Source organism: Vibrio sp. 10N.261.55.A10, assembly GCF_041470825.1.
GTDB lineage: Bacteria > Pseudomonadota > Gammaproteobacteria > Enterobacterales > Vibrionaceae > Vibrio > Vibrio crassostreae_C.
This window is the reverse complement of the sequence record NZ_JBFRNC010000009.1, coordinates 25,003-46,119: the sequence shown is the minus strand read 5'-3', so window position 1 is coordinate 46,119 and position 21,117 is coordinate 25,003. Positions and strand designations below refer to the sequence as shown.

General features: G+C 44.5%; 15 protein-coding genes. 9 read left to right on the top strand and 6 right to left on the bottom strand.

Annotation, left to right across the window (positions count from 1 at the left end):
• Window positions 1–17: 17 nt before the first annotated feature.
• Together AB4274_RS02810 and AB4274_RS02805 are read right to left on the bottom strand one after the other, a co-directional pair.
• Window positions 18–2,201, bottom strand: a complete 2,184-nt coding sequence (locus tag AB4274_RS02810) for a malate synthase G (protein WP_372110908.1) — start codon at window positions 2,199–2,201, stop codon at window positions 18–20.
• 155 nt (window positions 2,202–2,356) lie between these two features.
• Window positions 2,357–3,310 (bottom strand): LysR family transcriptional regulator, encoded by a 954-nt coding sequence (locus tag AB4274_RS02805; RefSeq protein WP_012600244.1) that lies wholly within the window; start codon window positions 3,308–3,310, stop codon window positions 2,357–2,359.
• Window positions 3,311–3,440: 130 nt separating this feature from the next.
• Between AB4274_RS02805 and AB4274_RS02800 the strand changes: the two genes are divergently transcribed.
• Window positions 3,441–5,039 carry an isocitrate lyase gene (locus AB4274_RS02800; RefSeq protein WP_372110905.1) on the top strand — a complete coding sequence of 533 codons (1,599 nt, stop codon included), beginning with the start codon at window positions 3,441–3,443 and terminating at the stop codon, window positions 5,037–5,039.
• A 212-nt stretch (window positions 5,040–5,251) separates the two neighbouring features.
• Window positions 5,252–5,830: a hypothetical protein gene (locus tag AB4274_RS02795; protein WP_017067975.1), complete on the top strand. Its 579-nt coding sequence runs from the start codon at window positions 5,252–5,254 to the stop codon at window positions 5,828–5,830.
• 103 nt (window positions 5,831–5,933) lie between these two features.
• On the opposite strand, the gene AB4274_RS02790 is transcribed toward AB4274_RS02795, so the two are convergent.
• Window positions 5,934–6,326, bottom strand: coding sequence for a cystatin domain-containing protein (locus tag AB4274_RS02790; protein ID WP_372110904.1), 393 nt, complete (start codon window positions 6,324–6,326; stop codon window positions 5,934–5,936).
• 667 nt (window positions 6,327–6,993) lie between these two features.
• Here AB4274_RS02790 and AB4274_RS02785 point away from each other — a divergent pair.
• On the top strand, window positions 6,994–8,223 hold the full coding sequence (locus AB4274_RS02785; protein ID WP_372110901.1) for an acyl-homoserine-lactone synthase: 1,230 nt from the start codon (window positions 6,994–6,996) through the stop codon (window positions 8,221–8,223).
• Complete coding sequence (locus AB4274_RS02780; protein ID WP_372110898.1) at window positions 8,216–10,825, top strand: response regulator; 2,610 nt, start codon at window positions 8,216–8,218, stop codon at window positions 10,823–10,825. The genes AB4274_RS02785 and AB4274_RS02780 overlap by 8 nt, the downstream gene beginning before the upstream one ends.
• A gap of 122 nt (window positions 10,826–10,947) precedes the next feature.
• Here the strand turns inward: AB4274_RS02780 and AB4274_RS02775 are convergent, their stop codons facing one another.
• Both AB4274_RS02775 and kduD read right to left on the bottom strand, forming a co-directional pair.
• Window positions 10,948–11,586 (bottom strand): RpiB/LacA/LacB family sugar-phosphate isomerase, encoded by a 639-nt coding sequence (locus tag AB4274_RS02775; protein WP_017059986.1) that lies wholly within the window; start codon window positions 11,584–11,586, stop codon window positions 10,948–10,950.
• 53 nt (window positions 11,587–11,639) lie between these two features.
• The gene (gene kduD, locus AB4274_RS02770; protein WP_017059987.1) at window positions 11,640–12,401 is read right to left on the bottom strand and encodes a 2-dehydro-3-deoxy-D-gluconate 5-dehydrogenase KduD; all 762 of its coding nucleotides are present in this window, start codon (window positions 12,399–12,401) and stop codon (window positions 11,640–11,642) included.
• Between the two features lie 317 nt (window positions 12,402–12,718).
• Between kduD and AB4274_RS02765 the strand changes: the two genes are divergently transcribed.
• Window positions 12,719–14,050: an MFS transporter gene (locus AB4274_RS02765; RefSeq protein WP_372110896.1), complete on the top strand. Its 1,332-nt coding sequence runs from the start codon at window positions 12,719–12,721 to the stop codon at window positions 14,048–14,050.
• A gap of 191 nt (window positions 14,051–14,241) precedes the next feature.
• On the top strand, window positions 14,242–15,123 hold the full coding sequence (locus tag AB4274_RS02760; RefSeq protein ID WP_017067924.1) for a DMT family transporter: 882 nt from the start codon (window positions 14,242–14,244) through the stop codon (window positions 15,121–15,123).
• Here AB4274_RS02760 and AB4274_RS02755 read toward each other — a convergent pair.
• Window positions 15,092–16,300: a GGDEF domain-containing protein gene (locus tag AB4274_RS02755; RefSeq protein ID WP_372110893.1), complete on the bottom strand. Its 1,209-nt coding sequence runs from the start codon at window positions 16,298–16,300 to the stop codon at window positions 15,092–15,094. The genes AB4274_RS02760 and AB4274_RS02755 overlap by 32 nt on opposite strands.
• Window positions 16,301–16,604: 304 nt before the next feature.
• Here AB4274_RS02755 and AB4274_RS02750 point away from each other — a divergent pair, with 304 nt between their 5' ends.
• The 3 genes from AB4274_RS02750 (at window position 16,605) to AB4274_RS02740 (ending at window position 20,609) form a co-directional block, all read left to right on the top strand.
• On the top strand, window positions 16,605–17,393 hold the full coding sequence (locus AB4274_RS02750) for a phytanoyl-CoA dioxygenase family protein (RefSeq protein WP_017059991.1): 789 nt from the start codon (window positions 16,605–16,607) through the stop codon (window positions 17,391–17,393).
• A gap of 20 nt (window positions 17,394–17,413) precedes the next feature.
• On the top strand, window positions 17,414–18,403 hold the full coding sequence (locus AB4274_RS02745; RefSeq protein WP_372110890.1) for a zinc-dependent alcohol dehydrogenase family protein: 990 nt from the start codon (window positions 17,414–17,416) through the stop codon (window positions 18,401–18,403).
• A 301-nt stretch (window positions 18,404–18,704) separates the two neighbouring features.
• Entirely contained in the window at window positions 18,705–20,609 is a 1,905-nt protein-coding gene (locus AB4274_RS02740) for a bifunctional UDP-sugar hydrolase/5'-nucleotidase (protein WP_372110887.1), read from the top strand.
• Window positions 20,610–21,117 lie beyond the last annotated feature (508 nt).

The window sequence follows — 21,117 nt, the reverse complement described above, 5'->3', positions numbered from 1 at the left end:
GTTATTCGGTTGCTTCGCTATTCCTGTGCTTTCAGTTTTAGACGCATCGCGTGCAGTACTGGCTCGGTGTAACCGCTCGGCTGAGCACAGCCTTCGAATACCAACTGACACGCCGCTGAAAATGCAATGCTGTTTTCAAAGTCAGGCGCCATGTTACGGTAGCTCTGGTCGCCAGCGTTTTGCTCATCCACCACTGCGGCCATGCGCTTCATGGTTTTCATTACCTGAGCTTCCTCGCAAATGCCGTGACGTAACCAGTTCGCAATATGTTGGCTTGAAATACGCAGCGTCGCTCGGTCTTCCATCAAGCCGACATCGTTAATATCAGGTACCTTCGAACAACCAACGCCTTGATCAATCCAACGAACCACGTACCCCAGAATACCTTGTGTGTTGTTATCCAGCTCACTTTGAATATCTTGCGCAGTCAGCTTTTGGTTGCCCAGTAGCGGGATAGTAAGAATATCATCAACATTGGCTCTCACTCGCTCACGAAGCTCTTTCTGACGGCTTGGTACACTCACCTTGTGATAGTGCAGCGCGTGCAAAGTCGCGGCGGTTGGAGAAGGAACCCAAGCAGTATTAGCACCCGCTTGTGGATGTCCGATTTTCGCATCCATCATCTTCGCCATGTTGTCTGGCTCTGGCCACATACCTTTACCAATCTGGGCTTTACCTTGCAGGCCACAAGCTAAGCCAAGATCAACGTTTTGATCTTCGTATGCGCCAATCCAAGTCATGGTTTTCAGCTGTGTTTTAGGAGCGAATGGTCCCGCTTCCATACTGGTGTGAATCTCATCACCCGTTCGGTCTAAGAAACCTGTGTTGATAAACACAACACGATCTTTAGCTGCACGAATACATTCTTTAAGGTTAACCGAAGTACGACGCTCTTCGTCCATGATGCCGACTTTTATCGTGAATCGATCTAGCCCTAATGCATCTTCAATACGGCCAAACAATTCATTAGTAAAGGCGACTTCTTCAGGGCCATGCATCTTAGGTTTTACGATGTTGATACTGTTCGCAGTCGAGTTTTGGTACGCGCTGTTGCCTTTTAAATCATGCATCGCAATTAACGAAGTGATCATGCCATCCATAATGCCTTCAGGCACTTCATTACCTTCGGCATCAATAATCGCAGGGTTAGTCATCAAGTGGCCGACATTACGGATGAACAACATGCTGCGGCCTTTTAGTGAAATCTCACCACCCGTCACGCTGGTGTATTGGCGATCGGGATTAAGGTTACGAACAATAGTTTTGCCGTTTTTCTCTAGTGATTCTTGCAGATCACCTTTCATCAAGCCTAACCAGTTACGGTAAGCCAATGCTTTGTCTTCACCATCAACTGCAGCAACCGAGTCTTCGCAATCCATAATGGTTGTTAGGGCAGCTTCGACCAACACATCTTTAATACCCGCCACATCAACGCTACCAATCGGTGCGCTTGGGTCAATTTGAATTTCGATGTGCAGATTATTGTGTTTAAGAAGAATGCACGAAGGGGAACTTGCGTCACCTTGATAGCCAATGAACTGGTCGCTATCAATGAGAGTGACTTCTTCGCCGTTATCGAGTGTCGCTATGAGCTTATTGCCGATGCTAGCGTTACTGATGCTGTATTTGGTCACGTCTTTATGAGAGACACCGTTTAATGGCGCTGCATCATCAAGGAACTCACGAGCATAAGTCACTACTTTAGCGCCACGAGCAGGGTTAAAGCTTCCGCCCTTTTCCGCGCCATCACTTTCACTGATCACGTCCGTTCCGTAGAGCGCATCATATAGACTGCCCCAACGCGCATTGGCTGCGTTAAGTGCAAAGCGCGCGTTCATGATAGGCACTACAAGCTGCGGCCCAGCTTGTGTTGCGATTTCAGGCTCAACATTGGCAGTCGTTACTTGGAAGTCATCGCCCTCAGGTACAAGGTAACCGATCTGCAGTAGGAACTGTTTATATTCTGCAGCATCCAGTGTTTGACCCGCACGCTCTTGGTGCCACACATCGATTTGATGTTGAAGATCTTCACGCTTGATAAGCAATGCGCGATTTTTTGGAGCCAAATCTTCAAGGATGGTTGCAAATGATTGCCAAAAGTCTTCAGCGACAATGCCTGTTCCAGGAATCACCTGCTCATTAATTAATTGGTAGAGGGTGCTATCAATGTTCAAGCTTCCCTGTTGAATACGACTGCTCATAAAATCTCTCTCAAACTAATTTATGGCTACTCAATAAATTTTCGTGACTAGCTCAAATTTACTTTACTGACTTAAACTTACTTAACGGACATGAATTTAGCTAATTTATGCCAGTTATATTGGATATTCATATAAAAAATACCCTAAAAACTGTGTTATTCCGTTACTCCACTCTCGATTTCGTTAGCGACACTTTTAATCAAACGACGCATCCACTGGTGGTCTGGATTGGTTTGTAACAATGGACTCCACGCCATCTTCACCTCAAAGGGTTCAATCGCAAATGGCGCAGGCTTGATCAACAATCTAGGATTATTGCGCTGCAGTTGAGCTGCTTTGGTAGGAATAGTCAGGATAAGGTTCTTCTGCTGAGCGAAGAGAATCGCCGACAAATAGTGTCGAGTAAACACCGTGATGTTACGGGTTTTACCGATGCGCATTAATGCCTCATCTATCCAACCAAGCTTTTGTGCTTCACTTGGGTTTATTCCCACTCCCGTTCCCATACCTGTCTTACTTACCCAAATATGTTGTGCCTTTAAATAAGACAAAATATCGAAGTTGTCGGCGATCGGGTTGTCACAACTAAATAGGCAAGAAAACCCGTCGTGCCAGAGGCTCATCTGGTGAAACGACTGAGGAATATCGTCAAATCGGTTGATAATTATATCAACGGTACCTTGCTCTACATCCTGATAACTCACGTCACTTGGCGTCATGATATCCAGTCGTATTTTCGGTGCTATCTCACTTAACCTTTTCAGAAGAGGTTGAATAATGGTCGACTCTGCATAGTCACTCGCCATGATACGAAACACGCGTTCACTGTCTTCTGCATTAAACTCTGTGGTCGGTTGCAGTGTCTTCTCTACATTCGCCAAGATGTTTCGAATCAGTGGCTGCAACTTATGCGCGCGTTCGGTCGGTATCATCCCTTCACTTGTTCTTACTAATAGCGGGTCTTCAAACAGATCACGCAATCGGCGCAGTCCATTACTCATGGCTGGTTGAGTTATTCCTAATTGATTTGCCGCTCGTGTAACGTTTCTTTCACGTAGCAACATGTCTAAATACACAAGTAAATTAAGGTCTATACGAGCAATATTCATAAGAAAAATACCGAATATAATAACTATAAATTAACAAAATTATCACATGCGTGGTTATTCTTTGTCCATAGCAAAGTTTTAATCCAAGCCAATTTGGCAACCATACCCCACGTGAAACTAAGGAATAGTTATGTCGCAAATTACACAAGATATCGAAATGATAGAAGTTGCAAAAAGCGCTGCAGGTGCTCCATGGGATGCAATCAATGCTGAATCTGCTGCTCGTATGCGAGCTCAAAACAAATTCAAAACAGGTCTAGATATCGCGCAATACACAGCAGATATCATGCGTGCGGATATGGAGGCTTACGACAAAGACAGCTCTCAATACACTCAATCTTTAGGTTGCTGGCATGGTTTTATCGGTCAACAAAAGCTGATTTCTATTAAGAAGCACTTTGATGGCAAGACAGACCGACGCTACCTATACCTTTCAGGTTGGATGGTTGCAGCACTTCGCTCGGACTTTGGTCCACTTCCAGACCAATCAATGCATGAGAAAACATCGGTTGCAGGCCTAGTAGAAGAACTATACACCTTCCTACGCCAAGCCGATGCTCGTGAGCTGGGTGGTTTATTCCGTGAACTAGATGCAGCTCGTGAAGCCGGCGATGTTGACCTACAAGACCGCATTCAAGACAAAATCGACAACCACGTAACACACGTAGTGCCAATCATCGCGGATATCGATGCAGGCTTTGGTAACGCAGAAGCGACATACCTAATGGCTAAGCAAATGATTGAAGCAGGTGCATGTTGTCTACAAATCGAAAACCAAGTTGCCGATGAGAAGCAATGTGGTCACCAAGACGGTAAAGTAACGGTTCCACACGCTGACTTCCACGCAAAACTTCGTGCACTTCGTTACGCTTTCCTTGAGCTAGGCATCGACAACGGCATCATCGTTGCTCGTACCGATTCACAAGGTGCAGGCCTAACCAAAGAAATCGCAGTAGTGAAAGAGCCAGGTGACCAAGGTGACATCTACAACTCTTACCTAGATGTTGAAGAGATCGATGTAGCTGACATGAAACAAGGCGACGTTTGCTTCAACCGTGAAGGCAAGCTGGTACGTCCTAAGCGTCTACCATCTGGCTTGTACCAATTCCGTCAAGGTACTGGTGAAGACCGCTGTGTATTTGACTGTATTGAAGCAATTAACGCTGGTGCCGACCTACTTTGGATTGAAACAGAGAAGCCTCACATCGGCCAAATCAAAGAGATGATGGATGGCGTTCGTGAAGTACACCCTAATGCGAAACTGGTATACAACAACTCTCCATCGTTCAACTGGACACTAAACTTCCGTCAACAAGCATACGACGCAATGGTTGAAGCTGGTGAAGACGTTTCTGCCTACGACCGTGCTAGCCTAATGAGTGCTGAATATGACGAAACTGAATTGTCTAAACGAGCTGATGACAAGATTCGCACATTCCAAGCAGATGCGTCTCGTGAAGCAGGTATCTTCCACCACCTAATTACTCTACCTACTTACCACACTGCAGCGCTGTCAACCGACAACCTTGCGAAAGAGTACTTCGGTGACCAAGGCATGTTGGGCTACGTTGCTAACGTTCAACGTAAAGAAATCCGCCAAGGTATCGCATGTGTTAAACACCAAAACATGTCTGGTTCAGACATGGGTGATGATCACAAAGAATACTTCGCGGGTGAGAATGCACTAAAAGCCGCGGGGGAAGCAAATACGTCTAATCAATTTGATTAACCGCTAACGCTAAAGCCTCCCCCGTCCTTCTCTCTTACTTACGTAAGATCCGGGGGAAGGCTTTGAGATAAAGCTTGTACTGCCAGCTTTATCTCAAAGCCTCAGATTTGTGTTCCACACCACGGTTAACCGAACAACTTCTGTTTAAGCTAACTGTATACGTATTTGTTCAGATTCCTATTTGTTAAGATTCTTATTTTTTGAGAGTGCCTATGACTTCAATACCTACACACCTACAAGATGCAAAAACACTGTTATCAGAGAATGGTTTCGCGACGGGTGATACTTGGTATCACGGCACATCTTCCGCTTTATTGGCTTCTATTCAAGGCCAAGGTTTAAAACGTTCTGGAGACAAAGCGCTCAACGAAGCAGCTTCAAAAACTATGGCGACCATCGGCAACAACTACACCGAATCGGTTGAGCCAGTGTTTCTCACCCAGAGCAAAGAACTGGCATATTACTGGGCTCAACAAACCGTTCGTGAGCGAGGCGTTCGCTTCGAAGGTGAAGAACAGCCTATCGTATTAGCGGTAAACTTATCTGAAAAGCAACGTGCCAAAGTAAGACCGGACGTAGGAGCAATGAGTCTATTGATGATGAGTGTGGGCGAGCAATTCATGTCTCACCTCACTGAAATTTATCAAGCCAATAACATTGCAGGCCCCGACATCGAGCTTCGCACTGCTGATCGCATGGACTACCTCAATAAACTCGGTATGGCCTACATTGATGAAGACATCAGCCGTGCTTGTGTTCAGGAGTTAGCTGAGCCCGAGTTGGCCGACTGAAAACGTTCAACAAATCAGTCTTCTTAAAAACAAAAATGGCTCCCAATACGGAGCCATTTTTATTTGCTATAAGCCTATCTCACAAGATACAGACGCATCTAGATTATGAGCACAGAAGACCTTTCTGTGCAGGTTGCGTCATTTCGATGTCACCTTGTAGAGAACGGTAAACGATGGTGTTCCACACTTCACCATTATCCATTTCAAACTCAATAGCGTAATTAAAACCCGCGACAACCTGAGTTCGAACACTCAAGATCTGCTTGAGCTCAGCTGAAGTGTTCATTTGGCTAAGAACTGCGTTTAAAGCTTGCTTGGCTTCTGGTGTTATCTCACTTTTCGACCAACCACCCGTCAGGTTTTTAGTGCTGCAGATGGGGTTCGCATTCTCTTGCGGTTGAGTTGGTACCTCTGATTTCTGACTACACCCAGCTAACGCCACGACACTAAACAAGGTTGCTGTTCCAAGTAATGATGTTAATCGTACGTTCTTCATAAATTCTCTCTACCTCAATCATTTACGAGGGATTACTCGCAATAATGTTTCATATGCAGGCAAGCTTAAACCTCGAATGTCATCACTTCATCAGAGATTATGGTGTAACTACTCTATAAACACAGGAGATTGTCAGGAAAACAAGACGAGCACTGGAGCTCTGCTTTTATCCACCTGATATTTAAATCATTAAAATGAGTAGCGAGAGAATAAGCGAGTAATAATACAGACATAATCAATCAGATAATTACATACTTCACACCAAAAACATTCCTATCACGATTAATAAGATGAGCTCATCTTGATGTCGATTATGATATTGGTTCAAAAAATAGATATTTGAAATTATTTTATAAATCCAAAAGTTTATGCTCGACTTAATCATGTCTGATTTTAAAACTGTGATCCAACCCTACAAGTTGTTGATAATAATGTATTTTGTTCATCTTTGAATTCATTCAAATATGGAAAATCTTTATTGTTGAGGGTGAGTGCAAGTAGTAAAATCTCGCCCGATTATGCAACTTACTTCTCACACCATGGACACAAGTAAAGTTACGATTGGCTCTCTCAAAGTAACGTAACTTCAAACACATACCTAAAATCAGTGTCCTATGATAGTGCAGATCAAATAAAAATAATTATATAAACCTAGGCTAGGTTAAACATGAAATTAACGTCGTCTTTAGGCTCACTGTTGGCTAGCAGTCTGTCTATCGAAATAAAACAGCGAGCGCTGATAGAGCTCGTCATCAACACTTATCAGCCACATGAGCGCACTGAGCTTTTTCAAAACGTGACTGAATATCGTAGAAGCCAGTTAGAATTGCTTTTCCCAGAGCATCAAAACAAAAGCTACTCTGTATTGTTTGAGGTGATGGACTACCGCGATCTGATTCTGCGCTATCCAAATACACTATCTGCAGAGATTGCTCTTCTAGAGCAGGCTGTAGGGCAGTGCTATATGCATTGGCTAGATTTCTGGTGTGAGTGTGAAATTGCTGCGATCAAAGCAAAATCTCCATTAAATCCAAGCTCCATTTCTCATGTCGACCTCCCTATCAATGACAGTGCTTATTACGGTGCGATCATCGAACAGATAGAACATGAGCCACTTTTGGTACAAACACCGAGTCACCCACAAGGAATGCCAATCAGCGATGCCATTGCTTTAAGCAATCTCGAGGTGTTCATCAAGGGCGAGAAATGGTTTGAGATGCTGCCTTTATTACACCTTTCTCAGGCAGGCAAGCATTTTATTCTGCTCAAGCATCCAGTCGATGAAGCCTTTCCAACACTGGTTTCCTCTGCGCTGATTCAAGACTGGTCTAAGAATGACACTTGGCTAAGTTACGCACCGCCGTTCAGCAATGAGCAATGGCAATACTGTTTACCCAATTACGGCAACGATGAACTCGCAGGGTTACAACTTTTCACACCGCCTACACTGTCAAAATGTTACTCTCTCCCAGAATTTGACCAACAATTCCAGTTACAATTGTCCGACAAAGATGCCCTGTGTGAGGTGTTACGTCTGACAGTCAGTGGCAATACCCAACAAAAGCTCTATTTCCTCTACCTTTCTCAAAAAGAGCTGATGAGTGTGTTACACCAAATAGGCTATAAGATTGGCTTCACTATTATCGAGCAACCTTTCATGCTTCAGTTTTATCAAACCATTGATTCCAATGCATACTTCCATTCTGGATATTGCGAATTAAATGACGATGGCACGACAATTTATCGTGGATTCTGGAATTTTGAGATGATGGTAAAAGCGTTCAATAATGTCGATTTTCGAAGCTACAAACGCGCAGTGCGAGAAAGCAGAAAGTCATTAGAAAAGTCGCGCTCGGCAGGAAAAACTAGCTCGGTGAAAAAGGATGAACATGTTTGATTTCGGCCTAGAGGCGATCATCTATGCAAAAGCAATCACACTGCTTGCAACCGTGGCTGTGGTTGTCATGTGGTTGTTCTATTACTGCTATCGCCTGAAACAGAAGAACGAAGTGATCGCAGGGACACACCATGCCCCTTACATCGCGTATTCGATCTGCATTGTTGCGTGGATCAGCAGTAACGCTTATTTCCATACCGACTTATTACCGGAACTTGGGGCCTCGGCCGCCGTGTTCGCCGCAAAGTTTGCCAACCTCGCCTCGTTCTTTGCGTTTGCCTTTGCCTATTACTTCTCGTGCAAACTCGCCGCTGAACAACGTAATGGTAAGGTTCATGTGTGGCAGCAAGCCATTTTCGTCACCCTGACCGTCTACTCCTTCTTTATCAATTTAAGTCCAGGGTTAACCGTTGAACACGTCACCATTGCAGGCCCAAGCCAGTTCGTGATTGAGTTTGGACCGCATACGCCGTACTTCTTCATTGGGATGATTAGCTTTGTAGTGCTAACACTACTCAACCTGGTGGCCATGCGCGCCAACAGCAGCAAGCTAACCTTAGCCAAAACCAACTACATGATCGCAGGCATTTTAGTCTTCATGCTGTCTACTGCGACGATCCACCTAGGCATGACCTACTTCTTGCGTGATTTCTCGCTCACTTGGCTGCCACCAGCTTTGTCGATAAGTGAAATGTTGTTCGTTGGCTATGCCCTGCTGACCTCTCGCTTCTACAGCGTGAAATACCTTGCGTACATGAGCCTAAATGCGCTGTTGGTGTGTGTAATTTTGGTGATACCTTTTGGCGCGATATTTATCCCACTGACAGACGATAACCAATGGCTCATTGCTATCCCGATCTGCGCGGTTATCGGCATCACTTGGCATTTACTCTACAAACGTGTGAGCGACTACGCCTCCTTCTTTATCTACGGAAACAAGAAAACGCCAGTACAACAGATCCTCGCGCTAGAAGAGGATTTCAAGCTATCAATTGATGATGCAATGCGTCGTTTGGGTAGCCTACTGCAAATTCCAGAAGATAAGCTACGTCTAGTCAACAGCAACTACAACGAAACCTTCTACGAAGATTATCTGTCTACTAACAAGTCCGTTTTAGTGTTCGATGAGTTGTCTCAGGAGCTTGATTACACCGCACCAGCCAAGCGCTCAATCAAAGCCCTGTATGACAAAATGAGCTCCAACGATACCGCTTTGGTGATGCCTCTGTTTGGCCAGGGGAAATCGGTCACGCACTTGTTAGTATCGTCACACAAGAGCAACGATCAGATGTTCTCTAACGAAGAGATCTCTGCACTGCAAACCTTGTTAACTCGTGTACAAAGCACCATTGAAGCCGATAGACGCATTCGCCAAAGTCGCGCGCTTGCTAATTCTATCGCACACGAAATGCGTAACCCGCTGGCTCAAGTGCAGCTGCATTTTGAGGTGTTAAAACAGCACATTGATAACCAAGCCCCAGCTAAACAAATCCTAAAGGATATTGAGAATGGCCAAGCGGCGATTCAACGCGGGCGACAACTGATTGATATCATCCTGCGCGAAGTCAGTGACAGTACGCCTGAACACGGCCCTGTGGCCATGACCTCTATCCACAAAGCCGTAGATCAAGCCGTAAGCCACTATGGTTTTGAGAATGAAAAGATCATTGAACGCATTCGTTTACCACAACACGCTGATTTTGTAGCAAAGCTCAATGAAACCTTATTCAATTTCGTTATTTTCAACCTGATACGTAATGCAATCTATTACTTTGATTCTTATCCAGAAAGCCAAATTGAGATCAGCACCAACACAGGGCCTTACGAGAACGTTCTGATATTCCGAGATACCGGCCCTGGCATTGACGAAGCCATTGCACATAAGATCTTTGATGACTTCTTCTCTTACCAAAAAAGCGGTGGTAGCGGCCTAGGGCTTGGCTATTGCCAACGTGTGATGCGTTCATTTGGCGGCCGAGTTGAGTGCCACTCTAAACTTGGGGAGTTTACTGAGTTCCACCTGTACTTCCCGGTAGTACCCAATGCACCCAAAGCAGACGCACTTCGTACGCCTTACTTCAATGATTGGAAAAGTAATCAAACCACAACTGAAAACAAAACCAACGCTGAAGCTAAGCCAGACAACCAAGCGGCAACGCAAAATTCAGAACCAACAAGCACGCTAACCCCAGGGAATCATTTGGCTCCAACCGTACTGATCGTCGATGATAAAGAAGTACAACGCACGCTTGTTCAAATGTACTTGAGTCGACTTGGCGTCAATAGCTTACAAGCCAAAAACGGTGAGAATGCCGTCGAACTGTTCAAAACACACAAGGTCGATTTGATCTTAATGGACGTACAAATGCCGATAATGAATGGTTTTGACGCAAGCCAAATCATCAAGGCACGCTCACCTCAAACACCAATCATTGCTTTGTCTGGCGAATCAGGACAACACGAGTTAGATATGATCAGCAAACTGATGGATGGTCGCTTAGAGAAGCCAACCTCTTTGAAGGCACTGCAACGCGTGCTCGATAACTGGCTAGAGAAAGGCTGTGCCTCAAATGCTTCCAAAGAAACCGAAGATGAAGAGTAGATGCAGGAAAACACGAATCGCAATTTAGCCAGTTGATTACTGTTTGTCTCATTACATTGCTTTAATTATTCATCAAAAAGCCAGCCGAACAAGGCTGGCTCTATCAGAACTAAACGCTCTAATTAATCTAAAAGTGAACGAACATAATCAGCGATTTCTTGGTTTTGGCAATGCTCAAAGAAGCATTGTTGGAAACGCTCGCTGCCAACCGCTGTTTTCACTAGATCTTGGTCGATAGCTCTCAGAGAATCAATAAAGTTATCTTTTACCACCGCCGCTTTCACTTCATTCAAAATTGCTGCATTACGTTGCTGTGGTTCTGCACGTTCTAGTGGATACCCATTACCACGCTCGCCTGTGAACGCTTTTTCAAAGATATAACGAATGTTGAGTTCACCTGCCCAGCCAAAGCCTTTAGCAAAAGCGAGAGCGAGAGCATTGCCGTTGTTGATTTGGTTAAACAAGAAAGCATCTGATGGCTCTAGGCAGTAACCACAAACCACACCCGGGTGCAGGTTCAGTGACATCAAAGCACCTTGCCCTGTTCCACATCCCGTCACAACAAAGTCCACAGCCTTTGAGTTGATCAGAATACTGGCCATGATACCTAAGTGGATATACGTTAAGTGGTGATCATTCTCGTCGGTCATACCTAAGTTGAAAACATCGTGACCAATGCCACCCGCCACTGACTCTAGCTCAGCTGCAACCATGGCATTTTTACCTGCCTGACTGTTTTCCATCATTAAAGCGATTTTCATTTATCTTCTCCTGCAAGATTGCTGCAAACTCAAAATTTAGAATAAAAAACCAACTAGCGTGCTAACCAACCACCGTCAACAGCAATGGTATAGCCATTAATGTAATCCGATGCTGATGATGCTAAGAACACACAAGGACCTGCGATATCTTGCGGTTTACCCCAACGCTCAGCCGGAATACGCTCAAGAATCGCTTGATTGCGCTCAGCATCTTCACGCAGAGCTTGAGTATTGTTCGTTTCCATATAACCGGGTGCTATCGCATTCACATTGATATTGTCGCGCGCCCATTCGTTCGCCATAGCACGTGTCACTCCCATCACAGCGCTTTTTGAAGCCGTATAGGAAGGAACTCGAATACCACCTTGGAATGAGAGCATCGATGCAATGTTAATGATCTTTCCGCCAGTACCTTGAGCCTTAAACTGCTTTGCAACAGCCTGAGACATAAAGAACACTGTCTTGGTGTTCACGTTCATTACGTCATCCCAATCTTGCTCTGAGAACTCAATAGCATCTTGGCGGCGAATAATTCCTGCATTGTTCACGAGAATGTCGACTTGGCCAAACTCAGCCAAAGTGCGCTCTATAACCCCTGGAATGCACGCTTGATCGAGAAGATCAGCACTCACGTTTAAGAACGAATGGCCTGCTGCACTCATTTTTTCAATAGTCTCTTCAGGTTCTGTTCGGTTAACACCGACAACCATACAACCAGCTTCCGCTAGGCCTAATGCTATGCCTTGCCCAAGACCCGTATTGCAGCCAGTCACTATCGCTACTTTACCTTCCAGACTGAATGACTCTAAGATCATGCTCGCTTCCTCAATTACATTGGATTCATTGCGTATCATTACTACCAACAATTAAATCATACAATAATATGTAAATGCGAGAGCGACGTTGTAGAATTTCGACCTTGCACCAAAATCAGTCGAACAAGTGAAACGAGCACCACAAACTAAATGAATGGGGGGAAGTGATTTGGAGAACAGAAGCCTATAACCCACCATGAACCATGCTCTCGAAGATCACCCAAACCAGATATTGTAGGGATTTGACAACAATTCATGATTTAAAAGAGTAAAAGGGTTATACATAATAATGTGTTATCTAAATTACTGAAATTATCATGACGCTCAAAGAGATCCTTAAAATTCCCAATGTCCGCTACTTCTTAATGTTTAGAGGCAGCTACTTTGCGCGTTTTTATTACCCTATATTCACCCTACTTTATTTAGATTACGGGCTAACCCTTTCTCAATTCGCGATACTCAATGTAGTTTGGGCAGCCACTATTGTGCTTGCTGAAGTACCGTCGGGTGCATTCGCTGATACCTTAGGCCGCAAGAAACTGGTGGTGCTGTCTTCGATCGTGATGTTTGTTGAGATCGCGATGATCGCGCTAGTACCAACCGGAAACCCCGACTTGGTGTTCATTGTTTTTCTGATTAACCGGATTCTCAGTGGCTTAGCGATGGCACTGGCCAGCGGTGCTGACGAGGCATTGGCCTACGACACTTTAAAGGAACAAGGCAATGAAGAGTTGTGGCCCCGAGTGCTGCAAATCCAGCTTCGTGTCGCCTCAACTGTCGGTATCTTTGTCACTCTAATTGGTGCGGCGATGTACGACGTGAATTTTATGACGAACATCTTTCATTTCCTTGGACTAGCCGAACCAGAAAGCACCAAAGATCTGATGCGTATTCCTGTGTTCGCCACCCTATTTGTAGCGATGATCGCTATCTATGCCGCGATTAATATGCGCGAAGAGAAAAAGCTGATGCCAAGCGACCAAACCAAATTGGCAACCACCATCTCAAGTCTTAAATTGACGATCGATGCAGGTAAATGGGTATTCGCTACGCCTTACGTGCTGTTCATCTTGCTCTACTACAGCCTATTCGAACACACCTCACGCATGTTCCTAACCATGAACAGCCAATACTATCTGGCCATTGATATTCCAATTATCTACTTTGGTTTTATTGGTGCGGGTATCAGCTTGCTTAAGATTATATTGGCAGGACAAAGCCGAAGATTAGCAGAGAGTATTGAGCCTAAAACCTTCATTGTGGTTATGGGATTGGCAAGCATGGCGACTTATTACTGGATCAGTTTAGGTTGGTCGATTTACGGAGTCATTCCGGCACTAGTATTAATCTTTATCATCATGACGATGAACATTTTCATCAGCTACCACCTGAATAAAAAAACCGAATCACACAACAGAGCCACCGTTCTTAGTTTCAAAGGTTTGATGTTTAACCTCGGATACGGTCTGATCGGTATCTTGTACGCTTACTACTATAAGTTGGTGTCTCAGGGCTACACCGAACAAGAAATAGAACAGAACCTTGCCTTCTTGGCCTCACTGTCTTCTTTTTTCTATTACTTCACCTTACTGTTCGTTTTGATCAGCGCGCTGTTCTACTTCAAGAACAGAAAAGAAGCGATTTTCTAAACAATCGATTGATGTCGAGTGACAAGTAAATGAAGCCGTTAAGGTTTACAGCGCAAGTTTTAAAGACCGAATATTCTTCAAAACCGAGCGATTCACGCAACTGACTATTGCTTATTAAAAGAACAAGTTGCTTCTTATATTGGTTTTATTTGTTAATATAATCAGCAAATTACATAACACATGGACGCGTCATGTCTTTTAGTTGGATAGCCTTTACTCTCCTTGCTGCCTTTAGCCAATCTTGGCGCAATGCCTTTCAAAGTAAATTAAGTGGCACCATGAGCGTGGCTGGCGTGACGTTGGCGCGTTTTATTTGGGCTGGCCCAATCGCCCTTATTTACCTCTACACCCTCTATCAATGGCAGCCAGTCTCCGCACCGGATTTTTCGGGTGAGTTTGTTTTCTATATTGTTGCTGCCGCCATCATGCAGATCCTCGCGACCGGCTTAATGGTGATGCTGTTCAAGCTAGAAAACTATGCGATAGGCGCAGGATTAGCCAAGTGTGAAGCCCCCGTGTCTGCGGTGCTATCCGTATTGTTTTTTGGTACTGCTTTGACACTAACAGGTTGGGTCGGCGTACTTATTGGTACTTTAGGCGTGCTAATCATGAGTAGCGCTTCTGGCTGGCGAAGCTTGTCCCCAAAAGTGTTCTTATTAGGTATGGCGTGCAGCACCGCCTTTGCTTTAACGTCTCTTTGGGTACGGGAAGCAAGTTTGAGTATTGGGTTGCCGTTCCCTCATAGCGCTGCTTGGGTGCTGTTCCTCGTCATTTCCCTTCAGACAGTGATTATCTGTACGTATCTCTTTTTCAGAGAACGCGACACGCTGCGCCTGATATTCAAGAAGTCGAAACTGGTCGTAATGACAAGCCTAGCGAGTGTTATCGGTTCTCTGGGTTGGTTTAGCGCAATGTCACTTCAAGCCGTTCCGTACGTAAAGACGCTTGGGCAAGTCGAAGTGATCTTCATGGTGTTGATATCCTACTTCTGGTTAGGACAAAGCATCGCACGCAAAGACATTCTTGCACTCATCTTACTCTCTATTGCAGCGGTATTGGTGATGTGGCAGTGACGATCTCGTTAATATGACTAGGACAAATTGAAGTCATATTGCGACCGTTTGTTTTCGCTTGATATAACGCTTTGTCGGCTCGAGTAATAAACCCATCCCAATTCTCATGTGGGTGAAGCTGAGCGACACCGAAACTCGACGTCAGAAACATCTCATTCCCTTGTACGGCTGAGATCTCTGAAATAGATAATCGCAGCTTACAAGCAATAGCCTGTGCTTGTAGGAAATTAACATTGGGCAATAAAATCATTATCTCGTCTCCGCCAAAACGAAACGCACTGGCTGTTGGCGATGTTTTGATTGCACTTTGAACCATTTCAGCAAAAGACTTGATCACGAGATCACCTACAATGTGTCCGTGTTGGTCATTGATCGACTTAAAATTATCAATATCCATCATAATGGCACTAACAGGTGCAGTTTCCGCCTGCTTCATGATAACTGGAACCATCTCATCTAATGCTCTGCGGTTTCCCAGTACCGTTAGAGGATCGCTGTAGGACAGCTCGTGAATAGAACTAAGCAACCTTGCGTTAATCAGCCAAAGCATTGTAAAGCTCATCGACACAATAAGAACGATGCTCACTAAAAAGGCAAGTTGATGAATGAGAGTGGCCGCCATGAAATCCTGGAGCTCAGTTGAAAATAGCGTCACCACAACTCGAAAAACCATAAACCCGCCATATATCGTAAATGACAAGGCCATCATCCGAATACCTAGAGTCAAGTCATCACGCCGGCCCTTTAATACCGCAAAGGCAGTGCAAAGAGTCACAAAAGCCAGATATAAACTAATGAGGATAATTCGAGCCTTTATGGAAGGCTCATAGAACGTGAAGTAAATAAAACATGGCAAAAGAGTCAACATCATTAGACTACTGAGGTAGGTGCATTTGAGAGAGTATTCTCGAAACAGACATAAGCTATACAAGGCGAGATGAAAACCAAGCGCAATGACCATATTGGCACCAATAACGGTGACCCAATCAGGGAACTCCCCTCTTAGGCTCAACATCAACGGCCCAGTTCCGATAACAAATATTGAAATGGAAAAGATTGAAAGCCCTTTAATGGACTGTTGAGTGAATTGAAATAACAACAAGCCAATACAGTAAATGAAAGAGAACAAAATAATAATAAAATTAAGTGTTCTCATATCCAGCGAAAAACCATCCATGATTTTCTATCTTCCATACGCAAACCAAATCACAACATGGTTAATAATCATACAAACCAAAGAAACATTCACTATATGAATCTTTGTATTTTATAAAATAAGGGATAGATCACATATGCAGAGATTCTTGTCGCATGAGTACATGATCTGGATAGGCATGTAAAACTCGCCCACACATGGCTCCATAGCATCACGGAATCTACAGGCTTCTGCACTCGTTACTTGGTTGAATGGCGACTGTCTGGCATTATGCGCCCAAGAAATCTGTGGTTATTGCACAGCAAAGAATGAACGAAGGTAATCAGTGGTAGAAAACAGCCAACAATTAAGTGACCGTTACGACGAACATGGTTACTTTGTTATCAGAAATTATTTCAATGAAGCTCAAATTGCATCGCTTAGAAAAGTCGTGCTGAAATTTCATGAATCATGGAAAGCAGACAACGAAGAATTCTATAAAGAAGAAGCATTTAACTCGTCTTTAATTACGGGAAGCGAGTATTTGCCTGCCGACGATAGAAGCGTGCTTTTCGACTTCATCAGCTCGAAACAAGTGATGGATGTGGTTGATGCGGTGATTCCGAACAAGCCGGCATTCATGAATACACAGCTGTTCTTCAACCCAGTAAACCCGCAGCAAAAAGACTTCTGGCATCGTGACTGTCAATACGACTACGACATTGATGACCAGATGAAAGTCATCATGGAAACCCAAGTATTGCATCTGCGAGTGCCCCTTTTTGATGAGCCCGGCATGGAACTTATCCCCGGCACGCACAAACGTTGGGATAACGAAGAAGAGTACAATGTTCGCCAAGAAGAAAACGGCAAAGTGAGCAGCGATGACATCTCTGGTGGTAAGCAGATACCGTTAGCCGCAGGTGACTTATTGGTGTTTTCAGCGGATATGATCCACCGAGGCCGATATGGCTTGGATCGTTTGGCTTTGGATATTTTGATCTTCGATTCGGCGGCAGACTATGTCGACTACGTTGATGACGACTGTTTACCGACGCCAGCTATGTTAAGCAATATTAGCGACCCAAGGTTGTTTATGAACACGCTACACTTAAAATCAATGCAGTACTCATAATCCATAAAGGTGCCCTAACTATGACTGACACTAAACAAAACACCCGAATTAGCCAGTTCCGTTTCGGTCAGCCAAAAGAATCTCTCAAGTTAGAACATGTCGCTTTAGGGGTACTAGACAAAGATAAAGTTCGCGTACAAATTGAAGCCACTAACATCAACCCTAGTGATCTGTTGTCGATTTATGGTGTTGGGCAGTACAAACATAGCCACCAGCCGCCGAGAGTACCGGGATTTGAAGCGGTAGGAAGAGTTGTAGAATCCAGCAGTGCTGAGTTTGCAGTAAATCAGCGAGTGCTTGTGGCAACCAGTGGAACATGGCAGAACTATGTCGATGTATCACCAGATGATCTGTTCCAAATTCCTCAACATTTAGACAATGGCTACGCCTGTCAGTTGTACATTAATGCGCTAACCGCATGGGTGCTAACGACAGAAATAGCCAAGCTGACCCAAGAGGATGTGTTGATCATCAACGCGGGCAGTTCAGCCATCGGTAAGATCTTCTCCCAGTTATCAGCATCACTCGGCTTCAACATCATTGTCGTTACATCACAGCAGACACAATACCCTGCCACTTCCTGTTGGGTGATAGATGCGAACGCTGATCTAGTTTCTCAAATTAAGGCATTAGGCTTGCCTATGCCAACCGTTGCCTTTGATGCGATTGGCGGCTCACCCGGAACCGATCTTGTTCACACCCTTGGCAACAACGGGCGCTTTATCAACTATGGGACGCTGTCGTTGGATTTTTACGAGCCACGCTTCTTTGAGTACGCGAAAAACCAACACATCGATTTCAGCACCTTCTTCTTGCGTTATTGGGAGGAAGCAGAAGGTAAAGATGTTCGCCGTGATAAGTTCACGACCATGCTAGATCACTTCATCACAAACGACATTCAGCTCGACGTTGACCGCTATCTACCATTCGATGAAGTGCAAACCGCGATTGATCTCATTGAATCGAAAACCACACGCCTAGAGGGCAAGATCATCTTACTGCCACAGTAAGTGAGAGTTGGACGATATATACCTTGTTTATTTCAACAGGCAAGACGTTCAACAGCTTACAAGCGTGCTTGTTAATACACCATCGCTTAGGAAGTTTGATTAAAGAAATCGAAGATTGAAAAGATAGCGAAGAGTTGTGGTGCATTTCTCCATAACTTAAGTGGTTACGAGATGGTCATGAATCACATTTATTTGAAACATCAATTAGTTATATCAATAGAAATATGATACTGATTACCCATAAGATAACCTCGATTCTATATGGTAGCGTCATACTTAAAACCACGATGTGAACATACTTATGAAAAGACACATACTATCAAGCGCCATCCTACTCTCTCTAGCCTTTCCCACCTTTGCAGCTGATGGCGATATACACGATGTCACGATACTGGGTACTTCAGATATCCACGGTCATTTTATGGCGTGGGATTACGTGGCAGATAAACTCAACACTCGTGGTAGCTTGAGCCAAATCGCGACCAAAGTTGGTGAGATCCGCAAAGAGCAATCTAACATTATCCTTGTCGACGCTGGCGATACCATCCAAGGCAACTTCGTAGAAACCTTCAAAGACGAGCCCGTTGATCCAATGATGCTTGGCTTTAATCACATGAAATACGATGTGTGGGTTTTAGGTAACCACGAATTCGACTTTGGCCTCAAAACCCTCAACAGGGCCGTTACCCAATTTAAAGGGCAGTCTCTCGGTGGCAACATCAAGAACAAAAACGGAAACCCATTCCTGCCTGGTTACACCATCCTAGAACGCGGTAGCATTAAGATCGGCGTGATCGGAATGGATACCCCAATGACGGAGGTCTTTGCGCAAGGTACCAACCGTTTAGAAGGCGTCACTTTCACTAATCCAACCTTGGAAGTGAAGAAAATCGTCAAAGAGATTGATGATAAAGTGGATGCCATCATATTGGTTGCCCATATGGGAATTGAGAACGAGAATGACATTGCCGACACCGGTGTCACCGACATTGCCAATGCAAACCCAGAGCTTGATGCCATCGTCGCTGGCCACATGCACACTCGCATCGATAAAGCCGTTGTAAATGGCGTTATTATTACTGAACCCGACAGATATGGCCGCGCCCTATCTCGTATCGATCTTCAATTTGAAGAGCGCGATGGCACATTCACTCTCGTCAACAAAGACAGCTTCACCTATAAAATTAAAGGTATCGACTCTGATGAGAATATGGACGAGTTATACCAGCCTTACCACAAACAACTCCGAGAAATGGCGAACAGACCTGTCGCTCAACTTACCGGCGTTGATTTAGTCCCAGAAAACGAAATCCGCGGTATCCCTCAAGTCCATGTTCAAGACACAGGCATCAGTGCGCTATACCAAGAAGCGAGCTTCTTCTATGCACCCAAGGCCAATGTCATCGCACTTCAAATAGACAACGACAATGCAGAGCTTGGTGTTGGCCCAATCAAAGCCAAAGACATCGCGTACAACTACCAATACGCAGGTGGCGAAATCACTGTCTACCAGATGACAGGCAAAGAGTTAAGAACCTACATGGAATGGTCTGCGGGCTACTTCAACTCAGTGCAACCCGGTGATGTGACCTACAGCTTTAACCCTGAACGCAGAGCATCAAAATACTCGACCAATGACTTCTTCGCGGGCGTGACTTATACCATCGACCTTACTCAGCCTGCAGGTACACGCATCACCAACCTCGCGTTTGCTGATGGCACACCGGTTACTGATCAAACAGAAATCCGTATTGGTATGAATAGCTATCGAATGGGTCATCTAACCAAGAAAGGCGGCGTGCTAGAAGGTGAATCATTCCCTGTACTCTTTGATACGGAAGCAGAGTATGGAGAAGAAGCAGGCACGATCCGTAACATGACCATCAAGTATCTTAAAGAAGAAAAGAACGGTCAGTATGAAGGCAAGCCTCAACAACGATGGACACTTTCGGGGTTAGAGAACCGTTACAATGAACAGCGTGAGATAGTGAAGTCATTGATTAATGATGAAACCATATCAATCCCAACCAGTGACGATGGCCGCTACACAAACATCGCTTCTATCAACGCAAAAGAACTGATGTTCAAATCTGACGAAGCCAAACAAGCAGCCATAACCACACGCGAAAAGAAACTGGCGCAGGCGACTGAGCAAGAGAGTAAGCAAATCAAACGCGAAATCACTCTGATCAAAGCGCTCAATTAAGCCCTGACCTCAAACCAATAACGACTTAACGACGCTTAGAGCGTGGTTAGGTCGTTGATTACGGAAAGTTGAGTACGATCCATGTTAAGTGACGTTGAAAAATAGAAGTAAAAGCAGACTCTTTGACACACTCATTACTATTGTAAGCAAGTACTTTGCAACTTGAAGGCTACACCGCCTCCCCCCCTTTTAGTAAAACCCAATAAATCAGATAGTTATCCACAGGTAGCCCCATTTCTTTATCTTGCCTTCCATCACATGCATGTTGATAATACGAAGAATCTCTCACATAAGGCGAGAGCTTCTTTATAGGTAATAATATGAATAACCCTGAATTGGTTTTCGCTATCGCTGCTTTGTTAGGTGCCTTAGCAAAATTAATCCTCGCAATAAAGTCCAAGTAACTAGATTTTCTTGGGCCTTACTAACCCTGATTGGCTTCAACCAATCGGGGGCGTTTTCTTTTAAAACGAATTGGAATTGGGACAATTTTTAACATAGATATTTA

Coding starts and splice junctions, on each gene's coding strand:
- kduD (WP_017059987.1), bottom strand. CDS start 12,401: ATGATCTTAGAGTCATTCAGTCTGGAAGGTAAAGTAGCGATAGTGACT.
- AB4274_RS02790 (WP_372110904.1), bottom strand. CDS start 6,326: ATGAAGAACGTACGATTAACATCATTACTTGGAACAGCAACCTTGTTT.
- AB4274_RS02780 (WP_372110898.1), top strand. CDS start 8,216: ATGTTTGATTTCGGCCTAGAGGCGATCATCTATGCAAAAGCAATCACA.
- AB4274_RS02805 (WP_012600244.1), bottom strand. CDS start 3,310: ATGAATATTGCTCGTATAGACCTTAATTTACTTGTGTATTTAGACATG.
- AB4274_RS02800 (WP_372110905.1), top strand. CDS start 3,441: ATGTCGCAAATTACACAAGATATCGAAATGATAGAAGTTGCAAAAAGC.
- AB4274_RS02755 (WP_372110893.1), bottom strand. CDS start 16,300: ATGGATGGTTTTTCGCTGGATATGAGAACACTTAATTTTATTATTATT.
- AB4274_RS02795 (WP_017067975.1), top strand. CDS start 5,252: ATGACTTCAATACCTACACACCTACAAGATGCAAAAACACTGTTATCA.
- AB4274_RS02810 (WP_372110908.1), bottom strand. CDS start 2,201: ATGAGCAGTCGTATTCAACAGGGAAGCTTGAACATTGATAGCACCCTC.
- AB4274_RS02765 (WP_372110896.1), top strand. CDS start 12,719: ATGACGCTCAAAGAGATCCTTAAAATTCCCAATGTCCGCTACTTCTTA.
- AB4274_RS02745 (WP_372110890.1), top strand. CDS start 17,414: ATGACTGACACTAAACAAAACACCCGAATTAGCCAGTTCCGTTTCGGT.
- AB4274_RS02785 (WP_372110901.1), top strand. CDS start 6,994: ATGAAATTAACGTCGTCTTTAGGCTCACTGTTGGCTAGCAGTCTGTCT.
- AB4274_RS02740 (WP_372110887.1), top strand. CDS start 18,705: ATGAAAAGACACATACTATCAAGCGCCATCCTACTCTCTCTAGCCTTT.
- AB4274_RS02760 (WP_017067924.1), top strand. CDS start 14,242: ATGTCTTTTAGTTGGATAGCCTTTACTCTCCTTGCTGCCTTTAGCCAA.
- AB4274_RS02775 (WP_017059986.1), bottom strand. CDS start 11,586: ATGAAAATCGCTTTAATGATGGAAAACAGTCAGGCAGGTAAAAATGCC.